Origin of the sequence: Vitreimonas flagellata (genome assembly GCF_004634425.1) — a bacterium.
Lineage (GTDB): Bacteria > Pseudomonadota > Alphaproteobacteria > Caulobacterales > Aquidulcibacteraceae > Vitreimonas > Vitreimonas flagellata.
Window position 1 is genome coordinate 554738 of the sequence record NZ_SBJL01000001.1, and the last position, 26465, is coordinate 581202.

24 protein-coding genes are annotated in these 26465 nt (G+C 63.3%); 5 read left to right on the forward strand and 19 right to left on the reverse strand.

From position 1 onward, the window contains the following. The first annotated feature begins 125 nt into the window (after window positions 1–125). A complete protein-coding gene (gene mazG, locus EPJ54_RS02745) occupies window positions 126–890 on the forward strand; it encodes a nucleoside triphosphate pyrophosphohydrolase (protein ID WP_420823030.1) in 765 nt (254 codons plus the stop codon). A 137-nt stretch (window positions 891–1027) separates the two neighbouring features. On the opposite strand, the gene EPJ54_RS02750 is transcribed toward mazG, so the two are convergent. After that, complete coding sequence (locus EPJ54_RS02750) at window positions 1028–1870, reverse strand: LD-carboxypeptidase (protein ID WP_239590730.1); 843 nt, start codon at window positions 1868–1870, stop codon at window positions 1028–1030. 54 nt (window positions 1871–1924) lie between these two features. Here EPJ54_RS02750 and EPJ54_RS02755 point away from each other — a divergent pair, with 54 nt between their 5' ends. Next, window positions 1925–3328, forward strand: coding sequence for a UDP-N-acetylmuramate--L-alanine ligase (locus tag EPJ54_RS02755; protein WP_135210133.1), 1404 nt, complete (start codon window positions 1925–1927; stop codon window positions 3326–3328). 9 nt (window positions 3329–3337) lie between these two features. Here the strand turns inward: EPJ54_RS02755 and hflX are convergent, their stop codons facing one another. The 7 genes from hflX to EPJ54_RS02790 all read right to left on the reverse strand — a co-directional run bounded on the left by hflX (window position 3338) and on the right by EPJ54_RS02790 (window position 12000). Beyond that, a complete protein-coding gene (gene hflX / locus EPJ54_RS02760) occupies window positions 3338–4696 on the reverse strand; it encodes a GTPase HflX (RefSeq protein WP_135210134.1) in 1359 nt (452 codons plus the stop codon). Further along, window positions 4680–4931, reverse strand: a complete 252-nt coding sequence (hfq, locus tag EPJ54_RS02765; RefSeq protein ID WP_135210135.1) for an RNA chaperone Hfq — start codon at window positions 4929–4931, stop codon at window positions 4680–4682. Before hfq ends, hflX begins: the two co-directional genes overlap by 17 nt. A gap of 118 nt (window positions 4932–5049) precedes the next feature. After that, window positions 5050–5898, reverse strand: a complete 849-nt coding sequence (locus EPJ54_RS02770; RefSeq protein WP_135210136.1) for a D-amino-acid transaminase — start codon at window positions 5896–5898, stop codon at window positions 5050–5052. Continuing rightward, window positions 5895–7286: a nitrogen assimilation response regulator NtrX gene (ntrX, locus tag EPJ54_RS02775; RefSeq protein ID WP_135210137.1), complete on the reverse strand. Its 1392-nt coding sequence runs from the start codon at window positions 7284–7286 to the stop codon at window positions 5895–5897. Before ntrX ends, EPJ54_RS02770 begins: the two co-directional genes overlap by 4 nt. After that, on the reverse strand, window positions 7286–9517 hold the full coding sequence (locus EPJ54_RS02780) for a sensor histidine kinase NtrY-like (protein ID WP_135210138.1): 2232 nt from the start codon (window positions 9515–9517) through the stop codon (window positions 7286–7288). The genes ntrX and EPJ54_RS02780 overlap by 1 nt, the downstream gene beginning before the upstream one ends. A gap of 60 nt (window positions 9518–9577) precedes the next feature. After that, a complete protein-coding gene (locus EPJ54_RS02785) occupies window positions 9578–10957 on the reverse strand; it encodes a sigma 54-interacting transcriptional regulator (RefSeq protein ID WP_135210139.1) in 1380 nt (459 codons plus the stop codon). Next, window positions 10954–12000, reverse strand: a complete 1047-nt coding sequence (locus EPJ54_RS02790; protein ID WP_167755541.1) for a two-component system sensor histidine kinase NtrB — start codon at window positions 11998–12000, stop codon at window positions 10954–10956. Before EPJ54_RS02790 ends, EPJ54_RS02785 begins: the two co-directional genes overlap by 4 nt. 202 nt (window positions 12001–12202) lie before the next feature. On the opposite strand from EPJ54_RS02790, the gene EPJ54_RS02795 reads away from it, so the two are divergent. After that, window positions 12203–13339: a bifunctional 2-C-methyl-D-erythritol 4-phosphate cytidylyltransferase/2-C-methyl-D-erythritol 2,4-cyclodiphosphate synthase gene (locus tag EPJ54_RS02795; protein ID WP_135210141.1), complete on the forward strand. Its 1137-nt coding sequence runs from the start codon at window positions 12203–12205 to the stop codon at window positions 13337–13339. A gap of 3 nt (window positions 13340–13342) precedes the next feature. Here the strand turns inward: EPJ54_RS02795 and EPJ54_RS02800 are convergent, their stop codons facing one another. Beyond that, window positions 13343–16051: a fused MFS/spermidine synthase gene (locus EPJ54_RS02800; protein WP_135210142.1), complete on the reverse strand. Its 2709-nt coding sequence runs from the start codon at window positions 16049–16051 to the stop codon at window positions 13343–13345. An 87-nt stretch (window positions 16052–16138) separates the two neighbouring features. Here EPJ54_RS02800 and EPJ54_RS02805 point away from each other — a divergent pair, with 87 nt between their 5' ends. Further along, entirely contained in the window at window positions 16139–16624 is a 486-nt protein-coding gene (locus EPJ54_RS02805) for a CinA family protein (protein WP_135210143.1), read from the forward strand. Here EPJ54_RS02805 and EPJ54_RS02810 read toward each other — a convergent pair. Together EPJ54_RS02810 and lipA are read right to left on the reverse strand one after the other, a co-directional pair. Then, window positions 16621–17076, reverse strand: a complete 456-nt coding sequence (locus EPJ54_RS02810; protein WP_239590731.1) for a type II toxin-antitoxin system RatA family toxin — start codon at window positions 17074–17076, stop codon at window positions 16621–16623. The two genes, EPJ54_RS02805 and EPJ54_RS02810, sit on opposite strands and share 4 nt — an antisense overlap. Window positions 17077–17221: 145 nt before the next feature. After that, window positions 17222–18193, reverse strand: a complete 972-nt coding sequence (gene lipA / locus EPJ54_RS02815; protein ID WP_135210144.1) for a lipoyl synthase — start codon at window positions 18191–18193, stop codon at window positions 17222–17224. Window positions 18194–18400: 207 nt separating this feature from the next. Here lipA and EPJ54_RS02820 point away from each other — a divergent pair, with 207 nt between their 5' ends. Then, complete coding sequence (locus tag EPJ54_RS02820) at window positions 18401–19969, forward strand: AMP-binding protein (protein ID WP_135210145.1); 1569 nt, start codon at window positions 18401–18403, stop codon at window positions 19967–19969. On the opposite strand, the gene EPJ54_RS02825 is transcribed toward EPJ54_RS02820, so the two are convergent. The 8 genes from EPJ54_RS02825 to EPJ54_RS02860 are packed head-to-tail and all read right to left on the reverse strand — an operon-like array spanning window position 19966 to window position 26455. Beyond that, window positions 19966–20442 (reverse strand): hypothetical protein, encoded by a 477-nt coding sequence (locus EPJ54_RS02825; RefSeq protein ID WP_135210146.1) that lies wholly within the window; start codon window positions 20440–20442, stop codon window positions 19966–19968. The two genes, EPJ54_RS02820 and EPJ54_RS02825, sit on opposite strands and share 4 nt — an antisense overlap. A 9-nt stretch (window positions 20443–20451) precedes the next feature. Then, window positions 20452–21861, reverse strand: coding sequence for a dihydrolipoyl dehydrogenase (gene lpdA / locus EPJ54_RS02830; RefSeq protein WP_135210147.1), 1410 nt, complete (start codon window positions 21859–21861; stop codon window positions 20452–20454). Next, window positions 21858–22502 carry a MarC family protein gene (locus EPJ54_RS20000; RefSeq protein WP_135210148.1) on the reverse strand — a complete coding sequence of 215 codons (645 nt, stop codon included), beginning with the start codon at window positions 22500–22502 and terminating at the stop codon, window positions 21858–21860. The genes lpdA and EPJ54_RS20000 overlap by 4 nt, the downstream gene beginning before the upstream one ends. Before the next feature lie 3 nt (window positions 22503–22505). Further along, a complete protein-coding gene (locus EPJ54_RS02840; RefSeq protein WP_135210149.1) occupies window positions 22506–23849 on the reverse strand; it encodes a pyruvate dehydrogenase complex dihydrolipoamide acetyltransferase in 1344 nt (447 codons plus the stop codon). Beyond that, complete coding sequence (locus EPJ54_RS02845) at window positions 23846–24289, reverse strand: hypothetical protein (RefSeq protein ID WP_135210150.1); 444 nt, start codon at window positions 24287–24289, stop codon at window positions 23846–23848. Before EPJ54_RS02845 ends, EPJ54_RS02840 begins: the two co-directional genes overlap by 4 nt. Further along, on the reverse strand, window positions 24286–24699 hold the full coding sequence (locus tag EPJ54_RS02850) for a GFA family protein (protein ID WP_135210151.1): 414 nt from the start codon (window positions 24697–24699) through the stop codon (window positions 24286–24288). Before EPJ54_RS02850 ends, EPJ54_RS02845 begins: the two co-directional genes overlap by 4 nt. Next, window positions 24696–26057 (reverse strand): pyruvate dehydrogenase complex E1 component subunit beta, encoded by a 1362-nt coding sequence (locus tag EPJ54_RS02855; RefSeq protein WP_135210152.1) that lies wholly within the window; start codon window positions 26055–26057, stop codon window positions 24696–24698. The genes EPJ54_RS02850 and EPJ54_RS02855 overlap by 4 nt, the downstream gene beginning before the upstream one ends. Beyond that, window positions 26057–26455, reverse strand: coding sequence for an MAPEG family protein (locus EPJ54_RS02860; protein ID WP_135210153.1), 399 nt, complete (start codon window positions 26453–26455; stop codon window positions 26057–26059). Before EPJ54_RS02860 ends, EPJ54_RS02855 begins: the two co-directional genes overlap by 1 nt. Window positions 26456–26465 lie beyond the last annotated feature (10 nt).

Sequence of the window (26465 nt, forward strand, 5' to 3'; positions counted from 1 at the left end):
CCAAAGCCAGCAATTACTTCCCATAATCTATCTTATGCGAGAAACGTATGTCAGCTCAATACGCTGAAAAGATAGAAGAAAAGGACGCCACCAAGGCCGCGCGCAACGCCGCCTCCACCCAGGCCATGCTCGATGTGATGGCGCGGCTGCGCGATCCGCAGCGCGGCTGCCCTTGGGACATCGAGCAGAATTTCGCGACCATCGCGCCCTACACGATCGAGGAAGCCTACGAGGTCGCCGACGCCATCGAGCGCGCCGACATGCCAGCGCTCAAGGAAGAGCTGGGCGACCTCCTCTTCCAAGTCGCGTTCCATAGCCGCATGGCCGAAGAGCAAGGCGCGTTCGATTTCGCCGACGTCGCCCAGGCGCTCGCCGACAAAATGATCGAACGCCATCCGCACGTGTTCGCCGATGCGGGCGACGGCCGTACGGCCGCGCAGCAAACCGTCGCGTGGGAAACGCTCAAGGCCGAGAAACGCGCCGCGAAGGGCGCGCCCTCCCTGCTGCACGACGTGCCGATGGCCCTCCCCGCCCTCATGCGCGCCGAGAAGCTCACCAAGCGCGCCGCGCGCATCAATTTCGATTGGCCGACCTCCGACGAGGTTCTGGCCAAGCTCGACGAGGAATTGGCCGAACTGAAAGACGCGCAAGCGGCGGGCGACCAGGATCACATCGCCGAAGAGATGGGCGACATCCTCTTCGTGATGGCGAACCTCGCCCGCAAACTCAAAGTCGATCCCGAAGAAGCGCTCCGCCGCGCCAACGCGAAATTCACCCGCCGCTTCCAATACATCGAAGCCAAACTCGCCGAACAAAACCGCACCGGCCCCCAGCCGCTGGACGATATGGAAAAGCTGTGGCTTGAGGCGAAGGCGGCTGAACGCAAATAACGGCGCCCAAATTTCACTCCGTCATTCCGGCCGGAGGCGCGTTAGCGCCGTAGAGCCGGAACCCCAGGGCCACCGCTGCGTCGTTTGCCCTGGGTTCCGGATCGCGCTCCGCGCGTCCGGAATGACTGAGTTAGATTTTAGCGATTGAGCGCTCCGAACGGCACCACGCGATTATCGACATCGTGCCCAATGTCCGCGCGCCCGAGATACGCAATCCCAGCGCGCTCGCACCAATAGCGCACCATTTCTTCTTCGGTCGCGCCGAACGGCTTGTCGTTCTCCGGCACGTCGGAGATGCGACCCAACTTAATCCCCCTCACCCGGCGCACATTGGCGGACGAGGTGATGTGGAAGAGGGCGCGGTCTAGCCGATAAAGATACTCGCCCACGTCTTCGAGCATCAACACGTGGCCTGTAAGATCCGGCTCCAGCGACGTGCCGAGGATCGATTGCAGGATCATGATGTTGAAGGCGACGGTCTTGCCCTCGAACATCACCGTGAGCTCAAGCGATTCATTGGCGCGCTCGATTAGATACGCGAGCGAACGCCGCACCGCCGCATCCCCGCCTGCCCTGATAATGTCCACCGGCATCGGCCCATGCGCGACGTGGCCAATACCGTGCGCGTACAAGCCGCCCAGCAGCACACCGCCATCGCTGTAACCGAGATAGGTTTTCTTGCCCGCGTGCTCGTTCAATTGCGCGATCGCCGCTTCCGCAATCCGGCACGCGCCGTAGCCGCCGCGCGCAAACCAAATCGCATCGAGCGATGGATCGTTCGCGTACTCCACAAACGCCTTCAGCCGCGCCGCATCGTCGCCCGCGAAATGCCCAGCGCTCAGAAAACATTGCGGGTGAACAACAATCTCCGGCGCCTGATCGAGATAAAGGTCAGCCGCCAGCGCCTTAACCCGCTCCGCCAATTCAGGCTCGATGCGCGTGCCGGGCGCTACAACGCCAATGCGGATCGGTGGAGCCATCTCTGTGTTCGCGTCCTTGCCGGGAGCCGGGCTTTCTCGTCATAACCGTGGGCCATGAGTCAGGCCAAATCCTATTTCTTCAGCGGCGTCGGCGGCTCCGGCATGCTGCCGCTGGCGCTCATATTGCGCGGCAAGGGCGTCACTGTCGCCGGCTCCGACCGTTCGCTCGATCAAGGCCGCCTGGGCGCTAAATTCGAGTATTTGAAAGCCCAAGGCATCGCCCTCTTCCCGCAGGACGGCTCGGGCCTCACCAGCGCCGAGCAGATCCTCGTCCGCTCCGCCGCCGTTGAAGACACCGTGGGCGATGTTGTCGCCGCCAAGCGTCTCGGCGCGCGCGACATGAAGCGCCCCGAGTTGCTGGCCGAACTCTTCAACGCAGCGCCGGTACGCATCGGTGTCGCCGGCACTAGCGGCAAATCCACCACCACAGCGATGATCGCCTGGATGCTCCACCGCGCCGGCCGCGATCCCACGGTGATGAACGGCGCTGTGATGAAAAACTTCGTTACGCCCGACGCGCTCTTCGCTAGCGCGCTCGTAGGCAAGGGCGATGCGTTCGTCTCCGAGGTCGACGAAAGCGACGGCTCGATCGCGCGCTATCAGCCGACAATCGCCGTCGTGAACAATATCGCGCTCGACCACAAGAGCATGGACGAACTCCGCGCGCTGTTCTCCGGCTTCGTCAGCAAGGCGGACGTCGCCGTGCTCAATCTCGACAATGACGAAACCGCCAAGCTCGTCATCAATACATCAGTCCGCACCCGCACCTATGCGCTGCGCTCTGGCCTCGCCGATCTCCACTGCGTCTCGATCGCGCCCGCGCCGGACAGCATCGCTTTCGAAGTGCTGGAGCGCGAAGGCAGCGCCGCCGCCAGCGTGAAGCTCAACGTGCCGGGCGAGCACAACGTCGCCAACGCACTCGCCGCACTCTCCGCCGCACGTGCGTACGGGCTTTCGCTGAAAGAGGCGGCAGCCGCACTCGAAGGCTTCTCCGGCACCAAGCGCCGCCTCGAGGTCGTCGGCAAAGCCAACAACGTCACCGTCATCGATGATTTCGGGCACAACCCCGACAAAATCACCGCCACGCTGGCGACCCTGCACGCCTTTCCCGGTCGTCTGCTCATCATGTTTCAGCCACACGGCTACGGCCCGCTGAAGCTCATGAAAAACGAATTCATCGAGTGCTTCGCCAAGACCATGGCCGACGACGACGTACTGATCATGCCCGATCCCGTCTATTTCGGCGGCACCGTCGATCGCAGCGTCACCAGCGAACACATCGTCGCCGGCGTTCGCGCGCGTGGTCACCAAGCGCTCGCGTTCGCCGAACGCAATGCGTGCGGCGATAAACTGATCGAACTCGCCGAACCCGGTGACCGCATCATCGTTATGGGCGCACGCGACGACACGCTGAGCACATTCGCCGCTGAGCTGGTGCAACGCCTTGATCGGAAGTAGGGCGCTCCCCTACTCCGCCGCCTGCTTCGGTTCTTCGGGCAGGGGCTCCAGCGGCGCAAACCGCGCGGCATCTTCCACCAGCAACTCCGCGCGCAACGTGATCACGCCGTCATCGTCGGTTTGCTCTTCAAGAATTTTGCCCGCCGCCGCGATCTGTGCGCGCGCGCGTCCGGCATCATCCGGCGACAAGGTGAGGGTGACCACGCGCGTGGCTGAGAAGGCCGCGCGATCGATCGCCGCGAGCAGGGCGTCCACGCCCTCCCCCGTCTCCGCCGAAATCGCAACAGGGGGTAGGGCCTCGCCCTGCCCCTGCTCGGCCGCCGTGTGCGCGCGCCGCAAGCGGCCTTCGCGCGTCGCATCGTCCAGCAGATCGATCTTATTCCAAGCCTCGATCACGCGCGGCGTTTTCCCGCCCGCATCTTTCGCCAATTGCGCCAGCACGCCCAGCACATCGGCCTTCTGCTTGTCCGTCTCCGGATGCGCGATGTCGCGCACGTGCACGAGCAAATCCGCTTCCGTCACAGCTTCCAAAGTGGCGCGAAACGCCTCCACCAGCTCGTGCGGCAGATCGGAGATGAAGCCCACCGTGTCGCTCATGATCACGGCGCGATGGCTCGGCAGCTTCACTTGCCGCGCCGTTGGATCGAGTGTGGCGAACAGCATGTCTTTCGCCAGCACGCCGGCCTGCGTCAGCCGATTGAACAGCGTGGACTTGCCCGCGTTCGTATAGCCCACCAACACCACAGCCGGCAGCCCCGCACGCGAGCGCGCGCGACGCTGCAGGCCGCGCGTGCGCCGCACATCCTCCAGTTCGCGCTTCAGCTTCAAAATCCGATCGGCGATGATCCGGCGATCGAGCTCGATCTGCGTTTCGCCAGGGCCGCCGGTTTTGCCTAGGCCGCCACGCTGACGCTCCAAGTGCGTCCATGTCCGCACCAGGCGCGAGCGCTCATAGCCTTGCCGCGCCAGCTCGACCTGCAGCTTGCCTTCCTTGGTGCGCGCACGCAGGCCGAAGATCTCCAAGATCAGCCCCGTGCGATCCACGACCTTCGCGCCAATATCCGTTTCCAGATTGCGCTGCTGCACAGGCGAGAGCGGCGCATCGATCACGACAACGCCCGCGCCAGTTTCTTCGGCGCGCTCTTTCAAACGCTCCACGCGCCCGCCGCCCAGATAGGTGCGCGGGCTGATCTGGCGCAGCGGCGGGGCCTCCGCGTGCGTCACGTCGAGCCCAAGCGCCTGCGCCAGCCCTACGGCTTCCAGCAGGCGCGCTTCTCCGTCGCGAATGCTCTCGCCCGCCGTCGCCAGCGGGCGCAGCACGATCGCGCGATTGAAATCTTTGAGCGGCGTATCAGCCGTCGGCTTCATCAGCGGCCTTGTCGATATCGTACAATTGCACGGGCGCGCCCGGCATGATCGTCGAAATCGCGTGCTTGTAAACGAGCTGCACCTGCCCATCGCGGCGCAGCAACACACAGAAATTGTCGAACCAGGTGACAACGCCCTGCAGTTTCACGCCGTTGACGAGGAAAATCGTGAGTGGCGTCTTGGCCTTGCGGACGGCGTTCAGGAACGTGTCCTGGAGGTTTTGTTTCTTATCCATGGTGTAGCCCCATGCTTGAGTTTTATGACGCCGCGACGAAACGCGCGGCTTGATGGGGCTGCTATAGGCGCGATCCGGCGCCGGCGCCAACTCTACCGCACGCGAAGAACTGTAATGACTACTCGGCGCCCAAATATGCGGCGCGCAGGGCCTGGGTCACCGGGCCGGGCTTTCCTTCGCCAACCGGAACATTGTCGATGGCGATCACCGGAAAGATTGGGCTGCCAGCGCCGGTCACGAACGCCTCACGCGCGGCTTTGGCTTCAGCCAGCGTGAACGGCTCTTCGATAACCTGCATCTGCCGCTCCTGCGCCACGCGCATCACGGACGCGCGCGTCACGCCATGCAGGATATCATTTGAGAGCGGCCGCGTGCGGAGGCGCCCTTGCGCATCCACGATCCATGCATTCGAGGACGTGCCCTCGGTGATGAAGCCGTCCTCGTCCACGAACCACGCCTCGAACGCGCCAGCTTCCTTCGCCGCCTGACGCTGCAATATGTTCGGCAGCAGATTGACCGATTTGATGTCGCGCCGCGCCCAGCGAATTTCCGGCGTCGTGATCACTTTCACGCCTTCGGCGCCACGCTTGCGCATCCCCGCCTGATCCAAATTCTTCGCCGTGATGATCAAAGTCGGCTTGATCGGCTTGCTCGGAAACGTGTGATCGCGCGGGGCCACGCCACGGCTCACTTGGATATAGACGATGCCTTCACGCACCTTGTTGCGCCGCATCGTCTCCTTGATCACCAGATGCAGCGCACGGTCATCCATCGGCGCTGGCGCGCGGATTTCGTTCAACGAGCGTCGCATGCGCGCAAAATGGCCGTCAGAATCGCGCAGCTGACCGCCGCGCACGGGCCAGACCTCATAGATTGAATCGCCAAACTGAAAGCCGCGATCGTTGATTGAGATCGCCGCATAGCGCATCGGCACGTATGCGCCATTCACATACGCGATCTGGCTCATTCAGCTTCTTGCCCAGCCCGCCCCGGCGCTTCCACGCCAAGTGATTTCAGCTTCCGGTGCAACGCCGACCGCTCCATGCCGATGAACGCGGCCGTTCGCGAGATATTGCCGCCAAAGCGCGTGATCTGCACGTTCAGGTATTCGCGTTCAAACCGCTCGCGCGCGTCGCGCAACGGCAGACCGATCACTTCCTGCATCCCATCGTGCTTGGCGCCGGCTGACGGCCAAGCCTCCGGCGGCAGCGAATCCACCGTCACCGGCGTCGCCAAATCACCTGTCGCCAAGATCAGAATGCGTTCGATCACGTTGCGCAGCTGGCGCACATTGCCCGGCCATTCCGCGGCTTGCAGCGCCGCCAACGCATCTTCGCCAATCTGGCGCGCCGGCACGCCCGTCATGCCCGCGAGACGACCGACAAAATAACCCGCCAACTCCGGAATATCCTCACGCCGCTCAGCCAATGCCGGCGCGCGCAACGGCACCACATTCAAGCGATGATACAAATCCTGGCGGAAACGGCCTTGCTCGATATCGCCGCTCAGATCGCGCGACGACGACGACACCACGCGCACGTTCACCTGCACATCCGTCGAGCCACCCAAGCGCCGGAAACGTTGCTCCACGAGCACGCGCAGGATTTTCGATTGCGTCTCTATCGGCATGTCGCCGACCTCATCCAAGAAGAGCGTCCCGGCGTGCGCTTGCTCGAACACGCCGATCTTACGCGCGCGGCCGTCTGGGCCTTCTTCGCCGAAGATTTCGCTTTCCATGCGATCTGGCGCGATCGACGCCGCATTGATCGCCACGAAAGGTCCGCCATTGCGGGCGCTGCGCTCATGTAGCAGTCGCGCAATCAATTCCTTGCCCGAGCCTGCCGGGCCACTGATCAAGACGCGCGAATTCGTTTGCGACACCCGGTCGATCGCGCTGCGCAACGCCGCCATCACCGCCGAAGAACCGATCAGATCATCACTCGCCGCCGAGCGCGCCTTCAGCGCCATATTTTCGCGCTTCAGACGCGTTGTCTCCAACGCGCGCTCCACCACGAGCAGCAGACGGTCAGCCGTGAACGGCTTCTCGACGAAGTCATACGCACCTTTGCGGATCGCCGAGACGGCGGTCTCGATCGTACCGTGACCGGAGATCACGATCACCGGCATATCGGGATCGATCTCCTTGAACGTCGCCAAGAGCTCAAGGCCATCCATCCGGCTGCCTTGCAGCCAAATATCCAACACGATCAGCGATGGCGTGCGTCGACGCAGCGCATCGAGCGCTTCGTCAGAGTCGCGTGCTGTGCGCACCTGGTGGCCGTCGTCTTCGAGAATGCCCGAGACGAGATCGCGAATGTCAGCTTCGTCGTCGATAATGAGGATGTCAGACGCCATCAGGCTGCTCCTGCGCCGTGTTCTGCGGCCGTTTCGACCGTGTCATCGGCCCGCTTGGGGAGAACAAAACGGACGACAGCGCCTGGGCTTTGCCCCGGCGCGTCGTCCAACTCAATCAGCCCCCCGTGGTCTTCAACAATGCGCGCAACGATCGCCAGGCCCAGCCCCGAGCCTTTCACCCGCGTCGTCACGTACGGTTCGATCAGGCGGTGGCGATCCTTTTCGGGAAAACCCAAGCCGTTGTCGATCACTTCAAACTGCACGCCAAAATCCAGATCGCGCAGCCGCAGCAACACGAACCCATCCTTCGGCTCACCGTCGCGCGCGCGACGCGCCTGCACGCTTTCTGCGGCATTCTTGATAAGGTTCAGCAACGCCTGCGAGATCAAGCGCTCGTCGCTGACCAGTCCAATCGGCTTATCGACGCCTTCGACTTCGATGCGCATGTCCGCGAACGCTAGGCGCTGACCAAACACAGTCTGACGCGCGATCTCGCTCATGTCGGCAAACGCCATACGCGGCGTCGGCATCCGCGCGAACGACGAAAACTCATCCACCATGCGGCCGATATCGGCGACTTGACGCAGGATCGTGTCGGTGCATTTCAGGAACGTGTCCTGATCCGATGTGATTTCGTCCGTGTATTTGCGACGCAGACGTTCCGCCGAGAGTTGGATCGGCGTCAGTGGATTTTTGATCTCGTGCGCGATGCGACGCGCCACGTCCTTCCAAGCCTCCTGGCGCTGGGCCGAGATGAGCTTGGTCATGTCGTCGAACGTGAGCACCAAGCCGCCGTCCGCCTCCGGGCTCATGCGGACACTCAAATTGAGCGAGCCACCGTCGCGCATGAGATCGACGCGCATCGCCGGCGTCTCGCCCATTGGTGAAGCGCGATTGAGCAATTCCGCGAATTCGGGCGCGACATCGATTATGCGCCGGCCGACCAAATTCTCTTCGCCCAAGAGCTGCACCGCCGAGCGATTGGCGGCCGAGATGCGCCCATTCTTGTCGAGACCGACCACGCCTGCGCTGACGCCCGCGAGAACGGTCTCGATGAATTGGCTGCGGTCCTGCGCTTCTTCCTGTGCGGCAATCAGATCGCGACGCTGCGCATCCAGCTGCGCCGTCATGCGATTGAACGCCGTCGCCAGCGCGTCGATCTCGTCGCGTTCCTCGCCGACGCTGACGCGCGCTTTGAGATCACCGCTTTCCACGCGCCGCGCAGCGCCGACCAGCCGGCCAATCGGCTCGGCCACGCGCGTGGCGCTGTTCAACCCAACCCAGCCTGCCGCCAACAACACAAGCAGCGCGGTTGAGAGATAGGCCAAGCCAAACAAGCTGCGTAGCGCGCCCTGTTGTTCGCGCGCGCTGCGATAGTCTTCAACCGAGGATTCGAATGCGCGCAATTGCGTCACCAATCCCGGTGCAACCGGGCGCGTCACGAGCAGATACGCGTCCTGATACTCACTCAGCCGATTGAGCGCGCGAACGCTATTGGTCGGCTCGTCGAATCGCACAGACACTTCGCCGGCATTCGCCGCCACGTAGGCGTTGGCTGATGGCGCACTATAGGCGCCCCCACCCGGCATCTCGCTCCGCGCCAAAATGCGGCCGGCGCTATCGACCACGTACGCGGCCGACAGAGCGCGGCGCTCTGTCTGCGCATCGAGGAACGCCAGATAACGCTGCGGCTCGGTCAGCAGTCCCTGGCGCGCCGCATTCAAATCGACGCTCATCGCTTCGACTTCATTGCTGAGCCCGCCGGACGCGAGGTCGACGTAAGCGCGGCCAACGTCAGCCGCGTTCTCGATCGTGCTCTCCACGCGCTGGCTGAACCAACGATCGACGCCCTGGCTGAAGGTGAAGCCCAGAAACGCCGCGACGATGATCGCCGGCGCGAGCGCGGCCAGCGCAAACAACGTCACGAAGCGCAAATGCAAACGCGCGCCGGTGGCGGCCGAGCGCCAAGCCTTGGCGATGCGCAGCATGCGATGCGCGAAAATGCCGGTGAGCACCACAGAGATGGCGATGCTGGCGAAGAGCATCCCGCCGATCGCCGTATTGGCCTCCCCTGCCAGACCTTCGCCGAGGAGGAGGGCGATGGTCGCGATCGAGGTGAGGAGGGCGGCGACGCCAAACCCTATGGCGAACGCGAGCGCGCTCTTACCTTGCGGACGGTCGCTTAGAACCGCCGCGTCAGACGCAGGCTCATTCGCCGTGATTTGCACCATGACCGGGGGAACTCATGTTGCCATATAGCAACATGGTGTTGAACCAAGATCACGCCAGCGTCAATCGCCGCGCCCAGTCTTGATGCCTAAGGTTTGGATTTTCTTCCGCAAAGTATTGCGGTTGATGCCCAGCACGGCCGCAGCCCGGATCTGGTTGCCGCGGGTGGCCTGGAGCGCTTGCTCGATCAGCGGACGCTCCACCTCGGCCAAAAGCCGATCGTAAAGCCCGGCGTCGGGCAGGTCGGGGCTGGCTGCGGCGAATTCCGAGGCGAGACGGCGCGAGACGGCCGCTTCAAAGCCCTCCCCGCTCTCCTCCGCTGCCTGCTCCTTCGCGGCGACGCCCAACTCATTGCCGATCTCGCGGGCCGTGATCACCGAAGCAGGGCTCAAGGCGGCCGCGCGGCGCAGCAAATTCTCGAGCTCACGGACGTTGCCAGGGAAATCGTACGCCTTCAGCCGCTCGATCGCCGAGCTGTCCAATTGCTTATCCGGCAGCCCCTCACGCTTGGCGCGCACGAGAAACGCTCGCGCCAGATCGCCGACGTCTTCCAAGCGCTCGCGCAGCGGCGGCAGACGGATCGCCACCACGTTCAAGCGATAGAACAAATCCTGGCGGAACGAGCCTTGGCGCGCGAGTGACGCCAGCGGGCGTTGCGCCGCCGCGATTAAGCGTACATTCGGCCGTTCGTTTGGATCGTCTGAATGCAGCAAGCCGGCCAAACGCGTCTGCGCGTCGCTCGGCAGCTCATCAACATCTTCCAAAAACAGCGTGCCATTGCGCGCCTGATGGAATTTACCCTCTGGGCCAAACAGATCCTGATCGATCTGCGCGGGCGCCGCGCCCGCGAGGCTCACAATCACGAACGGCCCGCTAGCACGGCGACTATGATCGTGGATCGCCCGCGCCACGCGCTCCTTGCCCGTGCCGCTTTCGCCTTCGACCAGCACGGTCAGATCCGTGCCCGCCACACGCGCCATTACGCGATAAACTTCCTGCATCGCCGGCGCGCGGCCGATCAACGGCAGCTTCTCTTCCTTCTCGGCCTTTGCGCCCTGCGCGCGCGTCTTCGCATCCGGCCCGCCGGTCAGCGCGCGGCGCACAGCCGCCATCAGATCATCGAGATCAAACGGCTTAGGCACATAATCATAAGCGCCGGCGCCAGCCGCGGAGAGCGCGGTCGATACCGTCGACTGCGCGCTCATCACGATCACGGGCAGGTTAGGGCGCGCCATCCGCATTGAGGGCAGTGCGTCGAACACGCATTCGTCGCCCATGTAAACGTCGCTCAGCACGAGGTCGCCCTCCCCCTCGCGCACCCATTTCGACAATGTCGCGACATTGCCCGTCGCGCGCACATTGTACCCCTCTTTGCCGAGCGCTTGCGACAGCACGAAACGCAATGAGGCGTCGTCATCCGCCAGCAGAATGCGTGCGCTCATGGGTGATCCTCCGGATCAATAGGGAGAAGAATTTTGAATGCGGTGCGGCCAGGCACGCTATCGACCTCGATGCGCCCGTCGTGCCGCGCGACGATGTCAGCTGAGACCGTGAGGCCAAGCCCCATGCCGCCGGATTTCGTGCTCGCGAACGCTTCAAACAAGCGATCGGCGACGTCAGGATGCAAACCCGGGCCATTGTCGACAATCTGCACTTCAAGCTGCGCACGCGCTGCGCCGCTGGCGGCTGAGCGGAAACGCACGCCAGGCCGGTACGCCGTGATGATCGCGATCTCGCCGTCTTGCTGCTCGCCCAAAGCTTCGACGGCGTTCTTGGCGATGTTCAAGAAGGCTTGGATCAATTGGTCCAGATCGCCGCGCACCGGCGGCAAGCTCGGGTCGTAGCGTTCGCGGATCATCACATCCGGCGAACTCGACCCAATAAGTTTGCGCACGCGATCGAGCGCTTCGTGAATGTTGAACGGCTCAAAGCGCGGCGGATGGAACGAACCCAACGGGTCGATCCGGTCAGTCAGTCGGTGAATCCGATCCACTTCATCGCAAATCAAGGTCGCAAGCGCTGACGCTTCGTCATCAGCGCCACGCGAGATGAGTTGTGCGGCTGCGCGAATGCCGGCGAGCGGATTGCGCACTTCATGCGCCAGCGTGCGCGTCGCGGAATTCATCGCGGTGGCCAGCGGCGCCACACGCGCGCGCGGCGCATGCGTAATCACCAGCGCCACGTAGCCGTTATCACCCACCTGCCCCGCCGACACCGTCGCGCGGCCCAAAGCAAAGCCGGGGCCTGCGAGCGTCACATCGGCCTCAGCCACCGCTACGCCATTCGCGGCGCGCCGCGCGAGCCCAAGGATCGGCGCATCATTTCCGAATATCTCGTCGAGCCGGCGGCCCAGCAGACCGCGTCCGACAGCGGCGAGCAATTCAGCGGCGGCAGCGTTCACGAACCGAATGCGTTCACCGGAATCCAGGCCAATCACCGGCGCCGGCAGCGCCTCCAGCCAACGCTCGGCATCCGGCGTGGACATCCGTCCCGCGAGAGGCCGCACCTCGCTCAATCTAGAACCGACCATGACCGCACCCCCAGCGCGAGGCGCGAGACAAGCCGGCGATTTTCGTTCAAATCGAGCATCCTTGGCCCCGTCCTCGGCGTCGAGTATGGCGCCTAAAAAGCGGGCGCCAAGGGTTTTATGCTGCGATGCAACACGAGCGCGAAGAATTCTCCATCCGATGAAAGTCTCCGCCATCATCGTCGCCGCAGGCGTCGGCAGCCGCGCCGGCGGCGAATTACCCAAACAATACAATCGTCTTCTGGGTAAGCCGGTGCTGCGTTGGTCGATAGAGGCGTTCCTGGGCGCCGACGTGGAGGAGGTCGTGGTCGCCATCGGCCTCGACCAGGACGACCTCTTCAATACCGCAATTGCGTCCCTCCCCGCTCGCGCGGTGCGAGGCGGGGCGACGCGCACGGAATCCGTACGAGCGGCGCTGAACGCGATTTCCGACACCGATGTCATTCTCATTCACGACGCTGCACGCCCGGGCCTTTCTGAGACCACGATCCGCGCTCTGATCGAAGCGGTGTGCGACGGCGCGCCTGCTGTAGCGCCGGCTTTGCCCGCTGCGGATGCACTCCAGCGCGTCGGCGCCGACAATGTCGTCGTCGCTGAGATTTCACGCGAGAATTTGATGCGCGTGCAGACGCCGCAAGCCTTCAATGCCGCCGCCCTGCGCGCCGCCTACGCCGCCGCTGGCGAGGCAAGCTTCGCCGATGACCTCGCCGTGATTCGTGCGTACGGCGCCGAAACGAAACTCATCGCCGGCGATCCGCGCCTGATGAAGATCACCTATCCCGGAGATTTGGAAATGCTCGCCCGCCTGCTCGATGAGCGCTTCGTCAGCGTCGGCAACGGCATTGACGCGCATCGCTTCGGCGAAGGCGATCACGTCACGCTTTGCGGCGTGCGCATTCCGCATGAAAAAGGATTGCTCGGTCATTCCGACGCCGACGCCGGCTGGCACGCGCTCGTCGACGCCATTCTCGGCGCACTCGGCGAAGGCGATATCGGCGCGCACTTCCCGCCCAGCGATCCACAATGGAAAGGCGCGGACTCGGAAAAATTTCTGCGCCACGCGCTGCAACTCGCCGATTCCGCCGGCGCCACGATCACGCACGTCGATGTCACGCTCGTCTGCGAACGCCCGAAGATCGGCCCGCACCGTGACGCCATGCGAGCGCGCACCGCCGCCGTTCTCGATCTGCCGATCGAACGCGTCAGCGTGAAAGCCACCACGACCGAACGCATGGGCTTCCTCGGCCGCGAAGAAGGCCTGGCCGCGTACGCGACAGCAACGCTGCTGCGCCGCTAGCCGCTATTGCTGCGTCGGATCAGTCGGCGCCGTCGGCGTTTCCTGCGCCGGCAATTCGCCGCCACATCTGCGCATCCAAGGATAGATGCGGCACTCTTCCGCGCCTGAGAGCCCTTCCCAGAGCGCACGCGGCAGATTGATGTAATCGTCCGTCCAACCGGGCCCATCCGGCGCCGGAAACTCCCGCCAACCGCCGCTCGGCAGCGCGAGATGGCTCATGAGCTCCGGCGATTTCGCCACGATCATCACGCTCGCGGCCAAGCCGCCATAATACGACACATATGGCTGCTCGAAGCGATCGCTGATCCGGTATTGCGTGTAGGCGCCCAGATCACGCGCCACGCGCGCCGCTTCCGACACCAGCGCCAGATTGCGGTTCGATAGGTGCAACACCACGATGCCGCGATCCGAGGTCTTGTTGAGGTACGTGCGGATCGCTTCCGCCGTCAGCAAGTGCGCCGGGATCGCGTCGGACGAGAACGCATCGACGACGATCACATCGAACTCGCCATCCGGCTCTTCAGCGATCCGCAGCCGCGCATCGCCGATCACGACGCGCGCGTTCGGCTGACATTCCGGCACGTAGGTAAAGTCGCCGCCGGGTTCTACTGCCAAGCGCACAACAGCTGGATCGATCTCGAAAATCGTCAAACTATCGCTCGGACGCGTCAGGCACGCCGACGAACCAGCGCCCAAACCGATCAGCGCCATATTTGAGCTTTCGCCGGTCGAAAGGCCCGCGAGGATCGCCTCCCCTAGCGCGGTGCGCGGATGATAATAGGTGAGGGGCAGGCGGGTGAGGCCGGGGGCTGCGAGCTGGGCGCCGTGGATCGTGGTGCCGTGCAAAAGAATACGCAACGGCGGCACGCTCGGATCGCTCGGATCGTCCATCACGCGCGTACGCAGCACGCCGAAGAAGCTGCGCTCTTGCGTGATAATCCGCGCACCGCGTGCGTCTTCCAAGAAGATCACAACAAACGATACCAGCACCACAGCCGCCAACACAAATGGCCGCCCGCGATTGAAGAACACGCCAAACGCACAGAGCAGAATGCCGACCGTCACCAGCAATTGCGGCGTCAGCCGCGCGCCGACGAGCACCTGCATAATGAGAAACAACAAACTCGGCAGCGCCACGCCGCACGCAAAATCCGCGACGGGCGAATCCCCGTCGCGTCGGTTCTGCGTCGTGCCGTGTACCACAAACATCAACACCAGCATGCTCGACGCGATTAGCACCAAGCCCCAAGGCTGCTGAATTTCCAGATGCGCGGCGCCTTCGATGATGGAGCGGACGAAGATCGTCTCCAGATGGAAGGCGATCCAAATCACAATGCCCGCATGCACGGCCGCCGCACCGAGGAACGCATAGCGGAACGGCGCCGGTCGGCGTTCATCGCCCCACCCCGCCGCCACCATCGCGCACGCTGCACCCAGCGCGCCGACAATGATCACCGCATCGATCGTCGCCGCGCGCACGTTCAAGATCACGAACAGCACCGCGATCATCACGGCCGCGCCTATTGAAGCATCCATCAAACGCGGCATGTCGTTCTGTTGGCGCGGTCTGAACAAGCACGCCGCCGCCAAGGCCAACGGATATTCATAGACGTTGTTGAAGATCACCGGCGCCAATAGCGCCGCGAACGCGCCGCCGAGCACGCCGCCCAGCGACACGTAAAGATAAAACTCCGTCAGCCGGCTCGCATCCGGCCGCGCCTTAGCGAGCGTCAGGTGGCACACGAGCGCGCTGAAGAAGAAGCCAGTCACAATCCCGGTGACCGAGAACACCCAATTGCCGGACGCGTAATAGGACGCCAGCAAAAACGCGATTGCGAAGGGATGAATGAAGAGCGTCGACGCAATCAGCTTCTCGCTGCCCTTCGCGAATGCGATCACGAACGTCGCGAGATAAAGCGCCAGCGGGATCACCCACAGCATCGGCGCCGAGGCCACATCCGTCGAAATGTGCTGCGTCACGCCGAGCGAAAGTGCGGACGGCGCCGCCGCCGCCGCGATCCAATACAGACGCTCGCGCCACGTCACCGCCGCCGCATCCGGCGCAGCTTCCGATTTCACCGGCGCAGGCGCGCCGTCATTGGCCGACACCGCCATGCCCGCGCACAGCACCACCAGCGCCGCCACCAGCACATAACCCGCTGTCCACGCGCTACTCTGCGCCTGCGCGCCCAAGAGCGGTTCGATCAAGGCCGGATACCCGAGCAGGCCGATGAACGAACCCAAATTGCTCGCCGCGTAGAGATAATACGGATCGTGTGCGTCTGCGCGTCCGGTGCGCGAATACCAGGCTTGCAGCAAAGGCGCGGTCGCTGATGCCGCGGCGAACGGCGCGCCCACCGAAAGCGCGAGCACACCAACAAGCCACAATGCCGGATGCTCAGAACTCGGCGCGCCCAGCGCGTTCGTCACGTGCACGGGCAGCACCAGCCACGCCGCCAACAGAACCACGCCATGCACCACGGCCTGCACCCGCAAATCGCGCACGCGCGCCAGCAAGTGCGCATAGAGGTAGCCCACCAGCAACGCCGCCTGGAAAAACGCCATCGACGTGTTCCACACCGCCGGCGATCCGCCCAAGAGTGGCGTCACCATCCGCCCGAACAGCGGCTGCAGCACGAAGATCAGCGCAGCGCTGGAAAACAGCGCCAGCGCGAAAATCGGCGCAGCGGCGCGGCGCGCAAGAGATTGCATATTCCCTCCCCTAGACAGGGCGCTTCTGCCATCGCCCCCGAGCCCTGGGAATGGACTTTCTCCACATCGCGGCGCTATCCACGACGAATGACCGCCACCTATAAGAACGCCCAAAAGCTGCTGGCCGAAACAAAATCGCGCGGCCTGATGATCGCCACCGCTGAGAGCTGCACCGGCGGTCTGATCGCCGCTTCGCTCGCGGCCGTGCCCGGCGCTTCCGCCAGCTTGGAGCGCGGCTTCGTCACCTATTCGAACGAAGCCAAAACCGAAATGCTCGGCGTGCCCGCCGATCTTATCCAGCGCCTCGGCGCCGTCAGCCGCGACGTCGCCATTGCGATGGCCGAAGGCGCGATCGCCAAAAGCCGCGCCGACATAAGTGTCGCGGTCACCGGCATAGCCGGCCCCGACGGCGGCACGCCTGAAAAACCCGTCGGCCTCGTCCACCTGGCCGCCGCAGGCCGCAATGGCGCGACCATCCACGAAGAGCAACGCTTCGGCGATTTAGGGCGGCACGAAATCCAACTTGCGACCGTGCTCGCCGCGTTCGATCTGCTGAAGCGCGTGATGGATTAGCGGCCGAGCCGCTTCTTCGCTTCGCGCTCAAACGCGCCCATCACCCGCGCGGCGACCTTGTCCTTGTTGGCGCTCACGACCGCATTCAGCAACGGGTTCTTGAACTGATACGAAATCCAGAAGCGCACCTTCGCGCCTTTCTCGTGCGGCTCGAAGCGCCAGCGATTGTCGAGCGCATGAAAGGGCCCGCTCACCAGCGCCACGTCCACTTCGCCCTTCGCAGGCTCGCAGCGCACCGTGGTCGAGAAGCGCTCGGTGATCGCCTTCCAGCCCACGATCGCCGTGGCGACACCTTCCCAGCCGCCTTCATCGCGCGGCTCTTCCTTCACCACGCGCAAGCTCTGCAGCCACGGAACAAATTCCGGATACGCGCGCACATCGCCGACCAACCGGCACAAATCCGCCGGCGCATACGGCAAGATGCGCTCTGCTTCGATCGTGGTGCGGGTCACTAAACTGCTCCCCCGTTTACGGGGGAGCTGTCACGCACAGCGTGACTGAGGGGGCGCGGCGCACGCAATTGGCGGAGTTTCCCCCTCCAGCTCGCTACGCTCGCCACCTCCCCCGCTAGCGGGGGAGGAGTTGGCATGCGCCGCCTCAAGCTTGCTGCGCCAAACGCGCCGCTTTCAGCCGCGCAAAATCTTCGCCCGCGTGATGCGAAGAGCGCGTCAGCGGCGAGGCCGACACCATGAGAAAGCCCTTGGCGTACGCGATCGTCTCCAGCGCCTTGAACTCTTCCGGCGTCCAGAACCGATCGATCGCCGCGTGCTTCTTCGTCGGCTGCAAATATTGGCCGATGGTGAGAAAATCCACGTTAGCGACGCGCAGATCATCCATGACCTGCAGCACTTCGTCTTTCGTCTCACCGAGGCCCACCATCAGCCCAGACTTCGTGAATTGGTTCGGATCGCGCTGCTTCACCGAATCCAGCAAGCGCAGCGATTGATAATAACGCGCGCCCGGCCGGATCGAATGATAGAGCCGCGGCACGGTTTCCAGATTGTGGTTGAACACATCCGGCGCCGCGTCGATCACCAATTCCGCAGCACCCGGCTTACGCAAAAAGTCCGGCGTCAAAATTTCAATCGTCGTCTCAGGCGCAGCCTCACGAATAGCGCGGATCGTCCGCACGAAATGATCGGCGCCGCCGTCGTCCAGATCGTCGCGATCGACTGACGTCACCACGACATGCTTCAAGCCCATCTTCGCGGTGGCGTGCGCGACATTCTCCGGCTCAGACTCATCCAGCGGCGACGGCTTGCCCGTCGACACGTTGCAGAAGCTGCAGGCGCGCGTGCAGATGCCCCCCAGGATCATGAAGGTCGCGTGCTTTTGGCTCCAGCACTCGCCGATGTTCGGGCAGCCGGCTTCTTCGCAGACCGTGTGCAGCTTCAGATCGCGCACGAGCTCTTTGGTCTGGTGGTAGCCCAAGCTCGTCGGCGCCTTCACCCGGATCCAGTCCGGCTTACGCGGCGACGCATTATCCGGCCGCCGCTCCTTTTCGGGGTGGCGGGGGCGGGCTTCGCCCGGCTTTTCGCCTTCTGAGCGCAAATCAATCAGCGTCGGCATCCCCGGAACATGAGCCTCCGCGCCTTGTCCCGCAACGCCTGGACGACATTTCTGCTCCGCGCCGCCAAGGGGTTAACGTGCGACGTCTTGCCCAAGTCTGGCCACGCCGATAGTCTCTGTTACAGCCGTGAAACAATAATCACGGGACAAGCGTCCACCACTTCCTTGCGGGCGCTTTGGGCGGGTCAGTACGGAGGCATCAGGCTCATGGCGCAGAAACCGTTCGAGTTGGCGCGTACGCGCGTCTCCTTGTTCGAAGCCCTTCTTCGGGCGCGTGATGGTCGCGGCGGCAAGTACAAGATTCTTGAGGATCACGAGCGTAAGCCGCTCTCCTACGACGACATCGTCCGCGCCGCGTTCGCGCTCGGCGGCAAGCTCGACATGTTGATCAAGCGCCGCGAAACCGCGGGCATCCTGCTGCCAACAGGCGCGGGCTGTGTGGTCACGTTCTTTGCGCTGCAAGCCATTGGCCGCACACCGGCTATGCTCAACTTCACGGCCGGTGCGATGAATCTCCGCGCCGCGTGCGAAGCCGCGAACGTCAAAAAGATTCTGACATCCCGCGCCTTCATCAAGCTCGGCGGTCTCGAAGCGTTGGAGAAGGAACTCTCCAAGCACGCTAAGCTCATCTATCTCGAAGACGTCCGCAAAACGATCGACATCGGCGACAAGCTCGTCGCCTTGCTGAAGGGCTCTTTCCCCCGCGTATTCGCCGCGAAAGCCAATCCGGACGACACCGGCGTCATCCTCTTCACATCGGGCTCGTACGGCACACCGCGCGGCGCTGTGCTGAGCCACGCCAACATTGTCGGCAATGTCGAACAAGCACACGCGCACGTGCCGTTCGATCCGGAATGGGTGTTCTTCAACCCGCTGCCGATGTTCCATTGCTTCGGCCTGACGGGTGGGGCGATGCTGCCGCTCTTCACCGGCCACAAAGTGTTTCTCTTCCCGTCGCCGCTGCAGGTGAAGGAAATTCCGAAGTTGGTGAAGGAAACCGGCGCCAACGTCTTCTTCGCCACCGACACGTTCGCGCAGCAATATGCGCGCAACGCCAAGGACGGCGATCTCAATTGCATCAAGCTCATGGTCTGCGGCGCTGAACGCGTGAAACCGGAGACCCGCGAACTCTACAAGACCCGCTTCGACGTCGAATTGCTCGAAGGCTATGGCGCGACCGAGGCCTCGCCCGTCATCGCCGTGAATATCCCCGGCGCCAACAAGCACGGCACCGTCGGCCAATTCCTGCCTGGCATTGAGTGGCGCCTGGAGCCGGTGCCGGGCATCGAAGGCGGCCAGAAGCTCTTCGTGCGCGGCCCCAACGTGATGCGCGGCTATCTCGATCCCACGAAGCCGTTCGGCATCGATCTCTTGCCGCAAGGCTGGCACGACACGGGCGACGTGGTGGATGTCGACGAAGACGGCTTCATCCGTATCCTCGGCCGCGTGAAGCGCTTCGCCAAAGTCGGCGGCGAGATGGTCTCGCTCAACGCCGTCGAGAGCTACGCCCAAACCGTGTGGCCCGACCACCTCCACGCCGCCGTGGCCTTGCCGGATTCCCGCAAAGGCGAACGCATCATCCTCTTCACGGATAACGCTGACGCCAAAGTCGAAGACCTGCAGGCCTGGTGCAAAGAAAACGGCGCCAGCGAGCTCGCGATCCCGAAACGCATCGTCGTCATCGAAAGCATCCCGGTGCTCGGCAGCGGCAAAACCGATTACGTCGTGCTGCAACGCATGGCGGCGGAGCGCTTCGCGGAAGCGAAAGCGGCTTAACCGCCGCGCTGCTCCATCCGCATCGTCCCGTCGATGCAGCTCATCGTCAGATCGCCTTGCAGCGTCTTGAAGCGTACAACGCGACGGTCGGCGCTGTTCTCGATCACGGTCGCGGGTCCAAGCGTGGCGGCGGCTTGGTCAATGGCGCCCACGCACATCTCGAACGATGCGCCCTCCACCACCGGCGCCTCGAAATCCGAAGTCGGGCCTTCTACCACGGGTGAGGCGTCGCCAAGATTGTCCGCGCTCGTCGTCGGCGCGACGGACACATCATTTGTCGGCGCGTTCTCCGCGAAATCCGGCCACTGAATCTCCGGCATCTCAATCTCGGGCAACGCAAACTCCGGCATACGAAGCGCGTTGTCGTCGCGCACAGCCCACAGCAACGCGCCAAACACCAACGCAGCGATGGTCCAGCCAAGCCAGCGCGGTGTCTCACCAGGCTCGCGTACAGGCTCCGGCCACTCGCTCAACGCACTCTCCTAGACGTGCAGCACGCGCCCATACGCATCGAGCACCGCTTCGTGCATCATTTCCGAGAGCGTCGGATGCGGGAACACTGTTTCCATCAGCTCCTGCTCCGTCACTTCGGCGTTCATGGCGACGACATAGCCCTGAATCAGCTCCGTCACTTCAGCGCCCACCATATGCGCGCCGAGCAATTCGCCGGTCTTTGCGTCGAACACCACTTTGACCATGCCCTGGTCCTCGCCCAGCGCAATCGCCTTCCCGTTGCCGACGAATGGGAAGCGCCCCACCCGCACCTCACGCCCCGCCGCTTTTGCCTTGGCTTCGGTGAGGCCAACGCTTGCGACTTGCGGATGCGAATAGGTGCAACCGGCGATGCGCTCCTTGATCATCGCGTGCGGCTTCTGCCCCGCAATCGCCTCGACGCAGATCATGCCTTCGTGCGACGCCTTGTGCGCCAACCACGGCGCGCCGGTTACATCGCCAATCGCATAGAGCCCGGCCACGTTCGTCTTGCCGTAGCCATCCGTGACGATGTGCCCGCGCTCCGTTTTCACACCGAGCGTTTCAAGCCCCAGATTTTCAATGTTGCCCGTGATGCCCACAGCCACGATCGCATGCGACGCCGCCAGGGTCTCTTGCTTGCCGTTCGCCGCCACCACGGCCTCAACACCGTTCGCCGTCGCCTTCAGCGACTTCGCTTCGGTGGATGTCAAAATCTTCAGCCCTTCCTTCTCGAAGCGCTTCTTCGCGAACGCGGAGATTTCCTCGTCTTCGACCGGCAACACGCGGTCGAGCAATTCGACCACCGTCACCTTCACGCCGAACGCCGCATAGAAAGAAGCAAACTCAATCCCGATCGCGCCCGAGCCGAACACCAGCAAACTCTCCGGCCATTCCGGCGGAATCATCGCATCGCGATAAGTCCAAATCCTCTTGCCGTCGCTCTTCAAGCCTGCGGCCGGAATCTCACGCGCCCGCGCACCGGTGGCGAGGATCACGTGCTTCGCATCATACGACGCGTCTTTGCCGTCCTTGCCCTTCACGACCACTTTCGGCGCCGCACTGCCCTTCTCCAAGCGCGCTTCGCCTTCCACGACTGTGATCTTGTTCTTCTTCATCAAGAACTGGACGCCCTTCTCCATGCGTCCGGCCACGCCGCGCGAGCGCTTCACCACCGCCGCGGGATCAAACTTCACGCCCTCGGCCGAAAGCCCGAACTCGCCCGCATGTTTGAAATTGCGATACACTTCGGCCGAGCGCAGCAGCGCCTTGGTCGGGATGCAGCCCCAGTTGAGGCAAATGCCGCCCAGACGATCGCGCTCCACGATCGCCACCTTCATCCCCAGCTGCGACGCGCGGATGGCGGTCACATAGCCGCCAGGGCCCGAACCAATCACGATCAGATCAAACGAGTTGCTCATGCGCCGATCCCAAAGGCGTTGCGTACGCCATCAACAACGAATTGCGCCGCCAGGGCCGCAAGCAAAATCCCAAACACGCGCGTCAGCATCGAGCCCACCGTCGGCCCCATCACTTTCGAGATCGGGCCAGCCAACAGGAAGGCCCCCAAGCACAGCGCCAAATTGATCCCGACGCCGAGCAGAACCATCGTCCGCTCCAGCGCGCCTTCATATTGCGCGAAGAAAAGCATGATCGAAGCGATCGCGCCCGGGCCCGCAATCAGCGGAATCGCCAGCGGAAACACCGAAATGTCGTCCTGATGCTCTGGGTGCTCGGCCTGATGCTGCGCCACCTTCTCGGCCCGCTCATCACGTCGCTCCGCGCGCTTCTCGAACAGCATGTCGACCGCGATCAGGAACAACAGCAAACCGCCGGCGATCCGGAATGCATCCATCGACACATGGATCTGTTCCAGCAGCCAGGCGCCGCCAAACGCAAACGCCAACAAAATGCCGCTCGCAATCGCCACCGACTTGATCGCCATCTTGCGACGCCATTCCGGCGTCATGCCCGATGTCATGGTCGTAAACATGGGCGCCATCGCCACAGGGTCGATAGCGACGAAGAACGTCACGAACGAAGCAAGCAGAAGAGACAGCATGGATCAGAGCAACATCGCCATCGGGTCTTCCAGGAAGCCGCGGAACGCTTTCAGGAAGGCCGCGCCCAGCGCGCCATCGACGACGCGGTGATCGCACGTCACGGTCACGCTCATCATTGTCGCGATCGCCAGCGCGTCGTTCTTCACGACCGGTCGCTTTTCGCCGGCGCCGATCGACATGATCATGCCGTGCGGTTCGTTGATGATCGAGGCGAAACTCTTGATTCCCATCATGCCCATGTTGGAGATCGAGAACGTGCCGCCCTGAAACTCTTCCGGTTTCAGCTTCTTGGTGCGCGCGCGTTCGGCCAGATCGGCCATCTCGTGCGAGATTTGCGCGAGGCCCTTCGTCTCCGCCGCCCAGATGATCGGCGTGATCAAGCCGCCCGGTATCGCCACGGCCACGGCGACGTCGGCGTGGTGGTGAACCGCGATGCCGTCCGGCGTGTATGACGCGTTGGCTTCCGGGACGAGCTTCAGCGCCAAGGCCGCCGCCTTGATGCACATGTCGTTGACCGAAATCTTCACGCCCTTATCGCCGAAGCGCTTGTTGATCTCGGCCCGCGCCTTCAACAGCGTGTCGATCTCGATATCGATGTTCAGCGGAAAATGCGGCACATCGCGGAAGCTTTCGGTCATGCGCTTGGCGATCGTTTTGCGCATCAGATCAAGCGGCACGAGATCGTATGAGCCCGCGCGAATGCCTTGCTGCTCCAGCGTTTTGTGTTGCACGGGCGTTTGCGTAGCTGGCGCTTGCGTCGCCAGCGCACGCGATTCCAAACGCGGGGGCTCATCCCTGCGCGGCGCTGGCTTCTTCGCAGCCGGCGGCGCCTTCAACGCCGCTTCCACATCCGCCTTCACCACGCGCCCATGCGGCCCCGAACCCGCAAGCCCCGAAAGATCAATCCCACCTTGCTCTGCGAGCCGACGCGCCAATGGCGACGCGAGTACGCGCGGTTCGGATGCTCCCCCGCGCACGGGGGAGCTGTCAGCGCGCGCAGCGGGCTGACTGAGGGGGGCGTTGCGCACTTCCCCCTCCCCTCGCTGCGCTCGGACCTCCCCCGCTTGCGGGGGAGGAGTTTTCGCAACCGGCTTCGCCGCTTCGCCTTCGCCCGCGAGCGTTGCGATCGGCGTATTCACCTTCACGCCTTGCGTACCCTCAGCGACCAAAATCTCAGCGATCACGCCTTCATCGACGGCCTCGACTTCCATCGTCGCCTTATCCGTCTCGATCTCGGCGATGACCTGACCCGGCTCGATCGTATCGCCGACCTTCACGTGCCATTTCGCGAGATTGCCCTCCTCCATCGTCGGAGAAAGCGCGGGCATGGTGATTTGCGTCGTCATTCCGAAGCTCTTTTCGATTGCAGCGAGACGTTCACGACGTCGGGCTTCCAGCGATGGATAAAGGTCATGTAGCCAAGGGCGGCATAGACGGCGATCATGCCCGCCCACAGCAACAAGCGCACGGCGCTATCGATGCCGCTTGAGGCGTTCAGCAATGCGGCTTGGCCCGGGGCCGTGAGTTCGCCCGCCGCCGCCAATTCATGCAGGCGTTGAATGAGCCCGTCATGCGCGGTCTGCGCGCCGACCATCAGCACCAAGAGGAGCGCGAGGATCAGCGACACGAACGAGAAAGCGCCAAGGCGCGCGACGAACATGGCTTCGCCGACAAAATAATTGAGCGCCACGATGTAGGCGGACACCACCGTGAAGATGATCGACACGCCCAGCAGCAAGAGGCTCATATAGCCGATCAATTGCTCGACAACTTCGCCTTCACTCATGCCGCGGCCTCCGTGAGCTGCATCGGCGTCCAGCGCGCGAGGCGGCGTGCGATGCGTTCGGCTTCGCTTTCGCCGTCGAGGCTAGCATTGGTTACGGGTTCGTCTTTGAGCTCGGGGATGGCCAGACCAACGACATTGATCACGCCGACAGGGCCGTGCGGGCCTTCCATGTATGTGGCGACATAGGCTCCGCATGTCGGGCAGATGAGAAAATCCGCGCTCTTCTGACCAAAGCGATAGCGCGTCAGCTTCGCGTCACTCGTCAGCGCAAGCTTGCCGTCCGGATCGGACGCCGATTTCACGCCGCGCGACGCGCAGAACGAGCAGCCGTCATGGCGCAGGCGCACCGGCGTCTCCGTCTCATAAACCGCGCGCACCGCGCCGCAATGACATGCGCCGTGATAGATCACCGATACGTCACCGCTTTCACCGCATCGACGATCTTATCCACGCTCGGCAGCGCGAGCGCTTCGAGATTGGCTGCGTACGCGAGTGGCGCATCGACTTGGTGCACACGCGTCGGCGGCGCATCGAGATAGTCGAACGCCTCAGACGTCACGCGCGCGGCGATCTCGGCGCCGACGCCCGATTGGCCCCAGCCTTCCTCGACCGTGACGATGCGGTTCGTCTTCTTCACGCTTTCGATAATCGTACCGGTATCCAACGGACGCAGCGTGCGCAGATCGATCACTTCGGCGTCGATGCCTTCGTCCGCCAATTGCTCGGCCGCCTTCAACGCCAAGCCCACCATGCGCGAATGCGCCGTGATGGTGACGTCAGCGCCGACGCGGCGAATCTTCGCCTTGCCGATCGGCACGATCCAATCGGCGACGTCCGGCACCTCGAACTCGACGCCATAGAGCATCTCGTGCTCCAGAAAGACGACCGGGTTCGGATTGCGGATCGCGGCTTTCAACAAGCCCTTCGCATCGGCCGCATCATACGGCGCGATCACGATGAGGCCTGGAATGTGCGAGTACCAAGACGAATAATCCTGGCTGTGCTGCGCCGCGACGCGAGAGGCCGCGCCGTTCGGCCCACGAAACACAATCGACGATTTGATCTGGCCGCCCGACATATAGAGCGTCTTCGCGGCCGAATTGATGATCTGGTCGATGGCCTGCATGCCGAAATTCCAGGTCATGAATTCGACGATCGGCTTCAAACCCGCCATCGCCGCGCCCACGCCGAGGCCGGCAAAGCCATGTTCGGTGATCGGGGTATCGACCACGCGCTCGGGTCCGAACTCATCGAGCAGCCCGCGCGAAACCTTGTACGCGCCCTGATATTGCGCGACCTCTTCGCCCATCAAAAACACGCTCGGATCGCGGCGCATTTCTTCCGCCATCGCGTCCCGCAGCGCATCGCGCAGTGTGACCTTCACCATTTGCGTGCCTGGCGTGAGTTCTGGATCGGCGACGCTCAGCGATGCTCCCCCGCGCGCGGAGGCGCTGTCAGCGCGCGCAGCGGGCTGACTGAGGGGGGCCGGCGTCTGCTTGGCTTCTTGCTTCGCAGACGCAGCCGCTTCGCCTTCGCCATCCAACACAGCGATCGGCGTATTCACCTTCACGCCCTGCGCGCCTTCGTCGACGAGCAGTTTCGAGATCACGCCTTCGTCGACGGCCTCGACTTCCATCGTCGCCTTGTCGGTTTCGATCTCGGCAATGACTTGGCCCGGCTCGATTCTATCGCCGACCTTCACCAGCCATTTCGCGAGATTGCCCTCCTCCATAGTCGGAGACAGCGCGGGCATGAGGATTTGCGTCATCAGGCGAGAACCCCGAACAGAGCCAGGAAGATGAGCACGCAGGCGATCACGCCGGCGAGCCAGAAGAATGCACGCAGGATCGGCCAGCCGAACGCGTACCAAACCGCGTGCAGAATACGCGAGAAGAAGAAGATTTGAGCGCCCAGCACGGTCCATTGATTGGAAATGCCGGAGATCGCCGCGATCAGAATGAGCGGCGCGAAGAACCAAAGGTTCTCGCGGAAATTGTCGACCAAGCGCTTCATGCGCGCCTGAAACACGGTCGGCGGCTTCAGATTATCGCGATTGTTCATCATCGCGAGCCCGCCATTGTTGCGGACGCCCGCGCCAGCCTGCACAAACACGACCACGAAAAACAACGCGATCGAGTACGCGAGATATGTAAGTTCAACGCTCATGCAATTCCCC

Bases quoted from the DNA above. Each gene is read 5' to 3' on its own strand.
- mazG (WP_420823030.1), top strand. From the start codon at position 126: ATGCTCGATGTGATGGCGCGGCTGCGCGATCCGCAGCGCGGCTGCCCT.
- EPJ54_RS02750 (WP_239590730.1), bottom strand. From the start codon at position 1,870: ATGGCTCCACCGATCCGCATTGGCGTTGTAGCGCCCGGCACGCGCATC.
- EPJ54_RS02755 (WP_135210133.1), top strand. From the start codon at position 1,925: ATGAGTCAGGCCAAATCCTATTTCTTCAGCGGCGTCGGCGGCTCCGGC.
- hflX (WP_135210134.1), bottom strand. From the start codon at position 4,696: ATGAAGCCGACGGCTGATACGCCGCTCAAAGATTTCAATCGCGCGATC.
- hfq (WP_135210135.1), bottom strand. From the start codon at position 4,931: ATGGATAAGAAACAAAACCTCCAGGACACGTTCCTGAACGCCGTCCGC.
- EPJ54_RS02770 (WP_135210136.1), bottom strand. From the start codon at position 5,898: ATGAGCCAGATCGCGTATGTGAATGGCGCATACGTGCCGATGCGCTAT.
- ntrX (WP_135210137.1), bottom strand. From the start codon at position 7,286: ATGGCGTCTGACATCCTCATTATCGACGACGAAGCTGACATTCGCGAT.
- EPJ54_RS02780 (WP_135210138.1), bottom strand. From the start codon at position 9,517: ATGGTGCAAATCACGGCGAATGAGCCTGCGTCTGACGCGGCGGTTCTA.
- EPJ54_RS02785 (WP_135210139.1), bottom strand. From the start codon at position 10,957: ATGAGCGCACGCATTCTGCTGGCGGATGACGACGCCTCATTGCGTTTC.
- EPJ54_RS02790 (WP_167755541.1), bottom strand. From the start codon at position 12,000: ATGTCCACGCCGGATGCCGAGCGTTGGCTGGAGGCGCTGCCGGCGCCG.
- EPJ54_RS02795 (WP_135210141.1), top strand. From the start codon at position 12,203: ATGAAAGTCTCCGCCATCATCGTCGCCGCAGGCGTCGGCAGCCGCGCC.
- EPJ54_RS02800 (WP_135210142.1), bottom strand. From the start codon at position 16,051: ATGCAATCTCTTGCGCGCCGCGCCGCTGCGCCGATTTTCGCGCTGGCG.
- EPJ54_RS02805 (WP_135210143.1), top strand. From the start codon at position 16,139: ATGACCGCCACCTATAAGAACGCCCAAAAGCTGCTGGCCGAAACAAAA.
- lipA (WP_135210144.1), bottom strand. From the start codon at position 18,193: ATGCCGACGCTGATTGATTTGCGCTCAGAAGGCGAAAAGCCGGGCGAA.
- EPJ54_RS02820 (WP_135210145.1), top strand. From the start codon at position 18,401: ATGGCGCAGAAACCGTTCGAGTTGGCGCGTACGCGCGTCTCCTTGTTC.
- lpdA (WP_135210147.1), bottom strand. From the start codon at position 21,861: ATGAGCAACTCGTTTGATCTGATCGTGATTGGTTCGGGCCCTGGCGGC.
- EPJ54_RS20000 (WP_135210148.1), bottom strand. From the start codon at position 22,502: ATGCTGTCTCTTCTGCTTGCTTCGTTCGTGACGTTCTTCGTCGCTATC.
- EPJ54_RS02840 (WP_135210149.1), bottom strand. From the start codon at position 23,849: ATGACGACGCAAATCACCATGCCCGCGCTTTCTCCGACGATGGAGGAG.
- EPJ54_RS02845 (WP_135210150.1), bottom strand. From the start codon at position 24,289: ATGAGTGAAGGCGAAGTTGTCGAGCAATTGATCGGCTATATGAGCCTC.
- EPJ54_RS02855 (WP_135210152.1), bottom strand. From the start codon at position 26,057: ATGACGCAAATCCTCATGCCCGCGCTGTCTCCGACTATGGAGGAGGGC.
- EPJ54_RS02860 (WP_135210153.1), bottom strand. From the start codon at position 26,455: ATGAGCGTTGAACTTACATATCTCGCGTACTCGATCGCGTTGTTTTTC.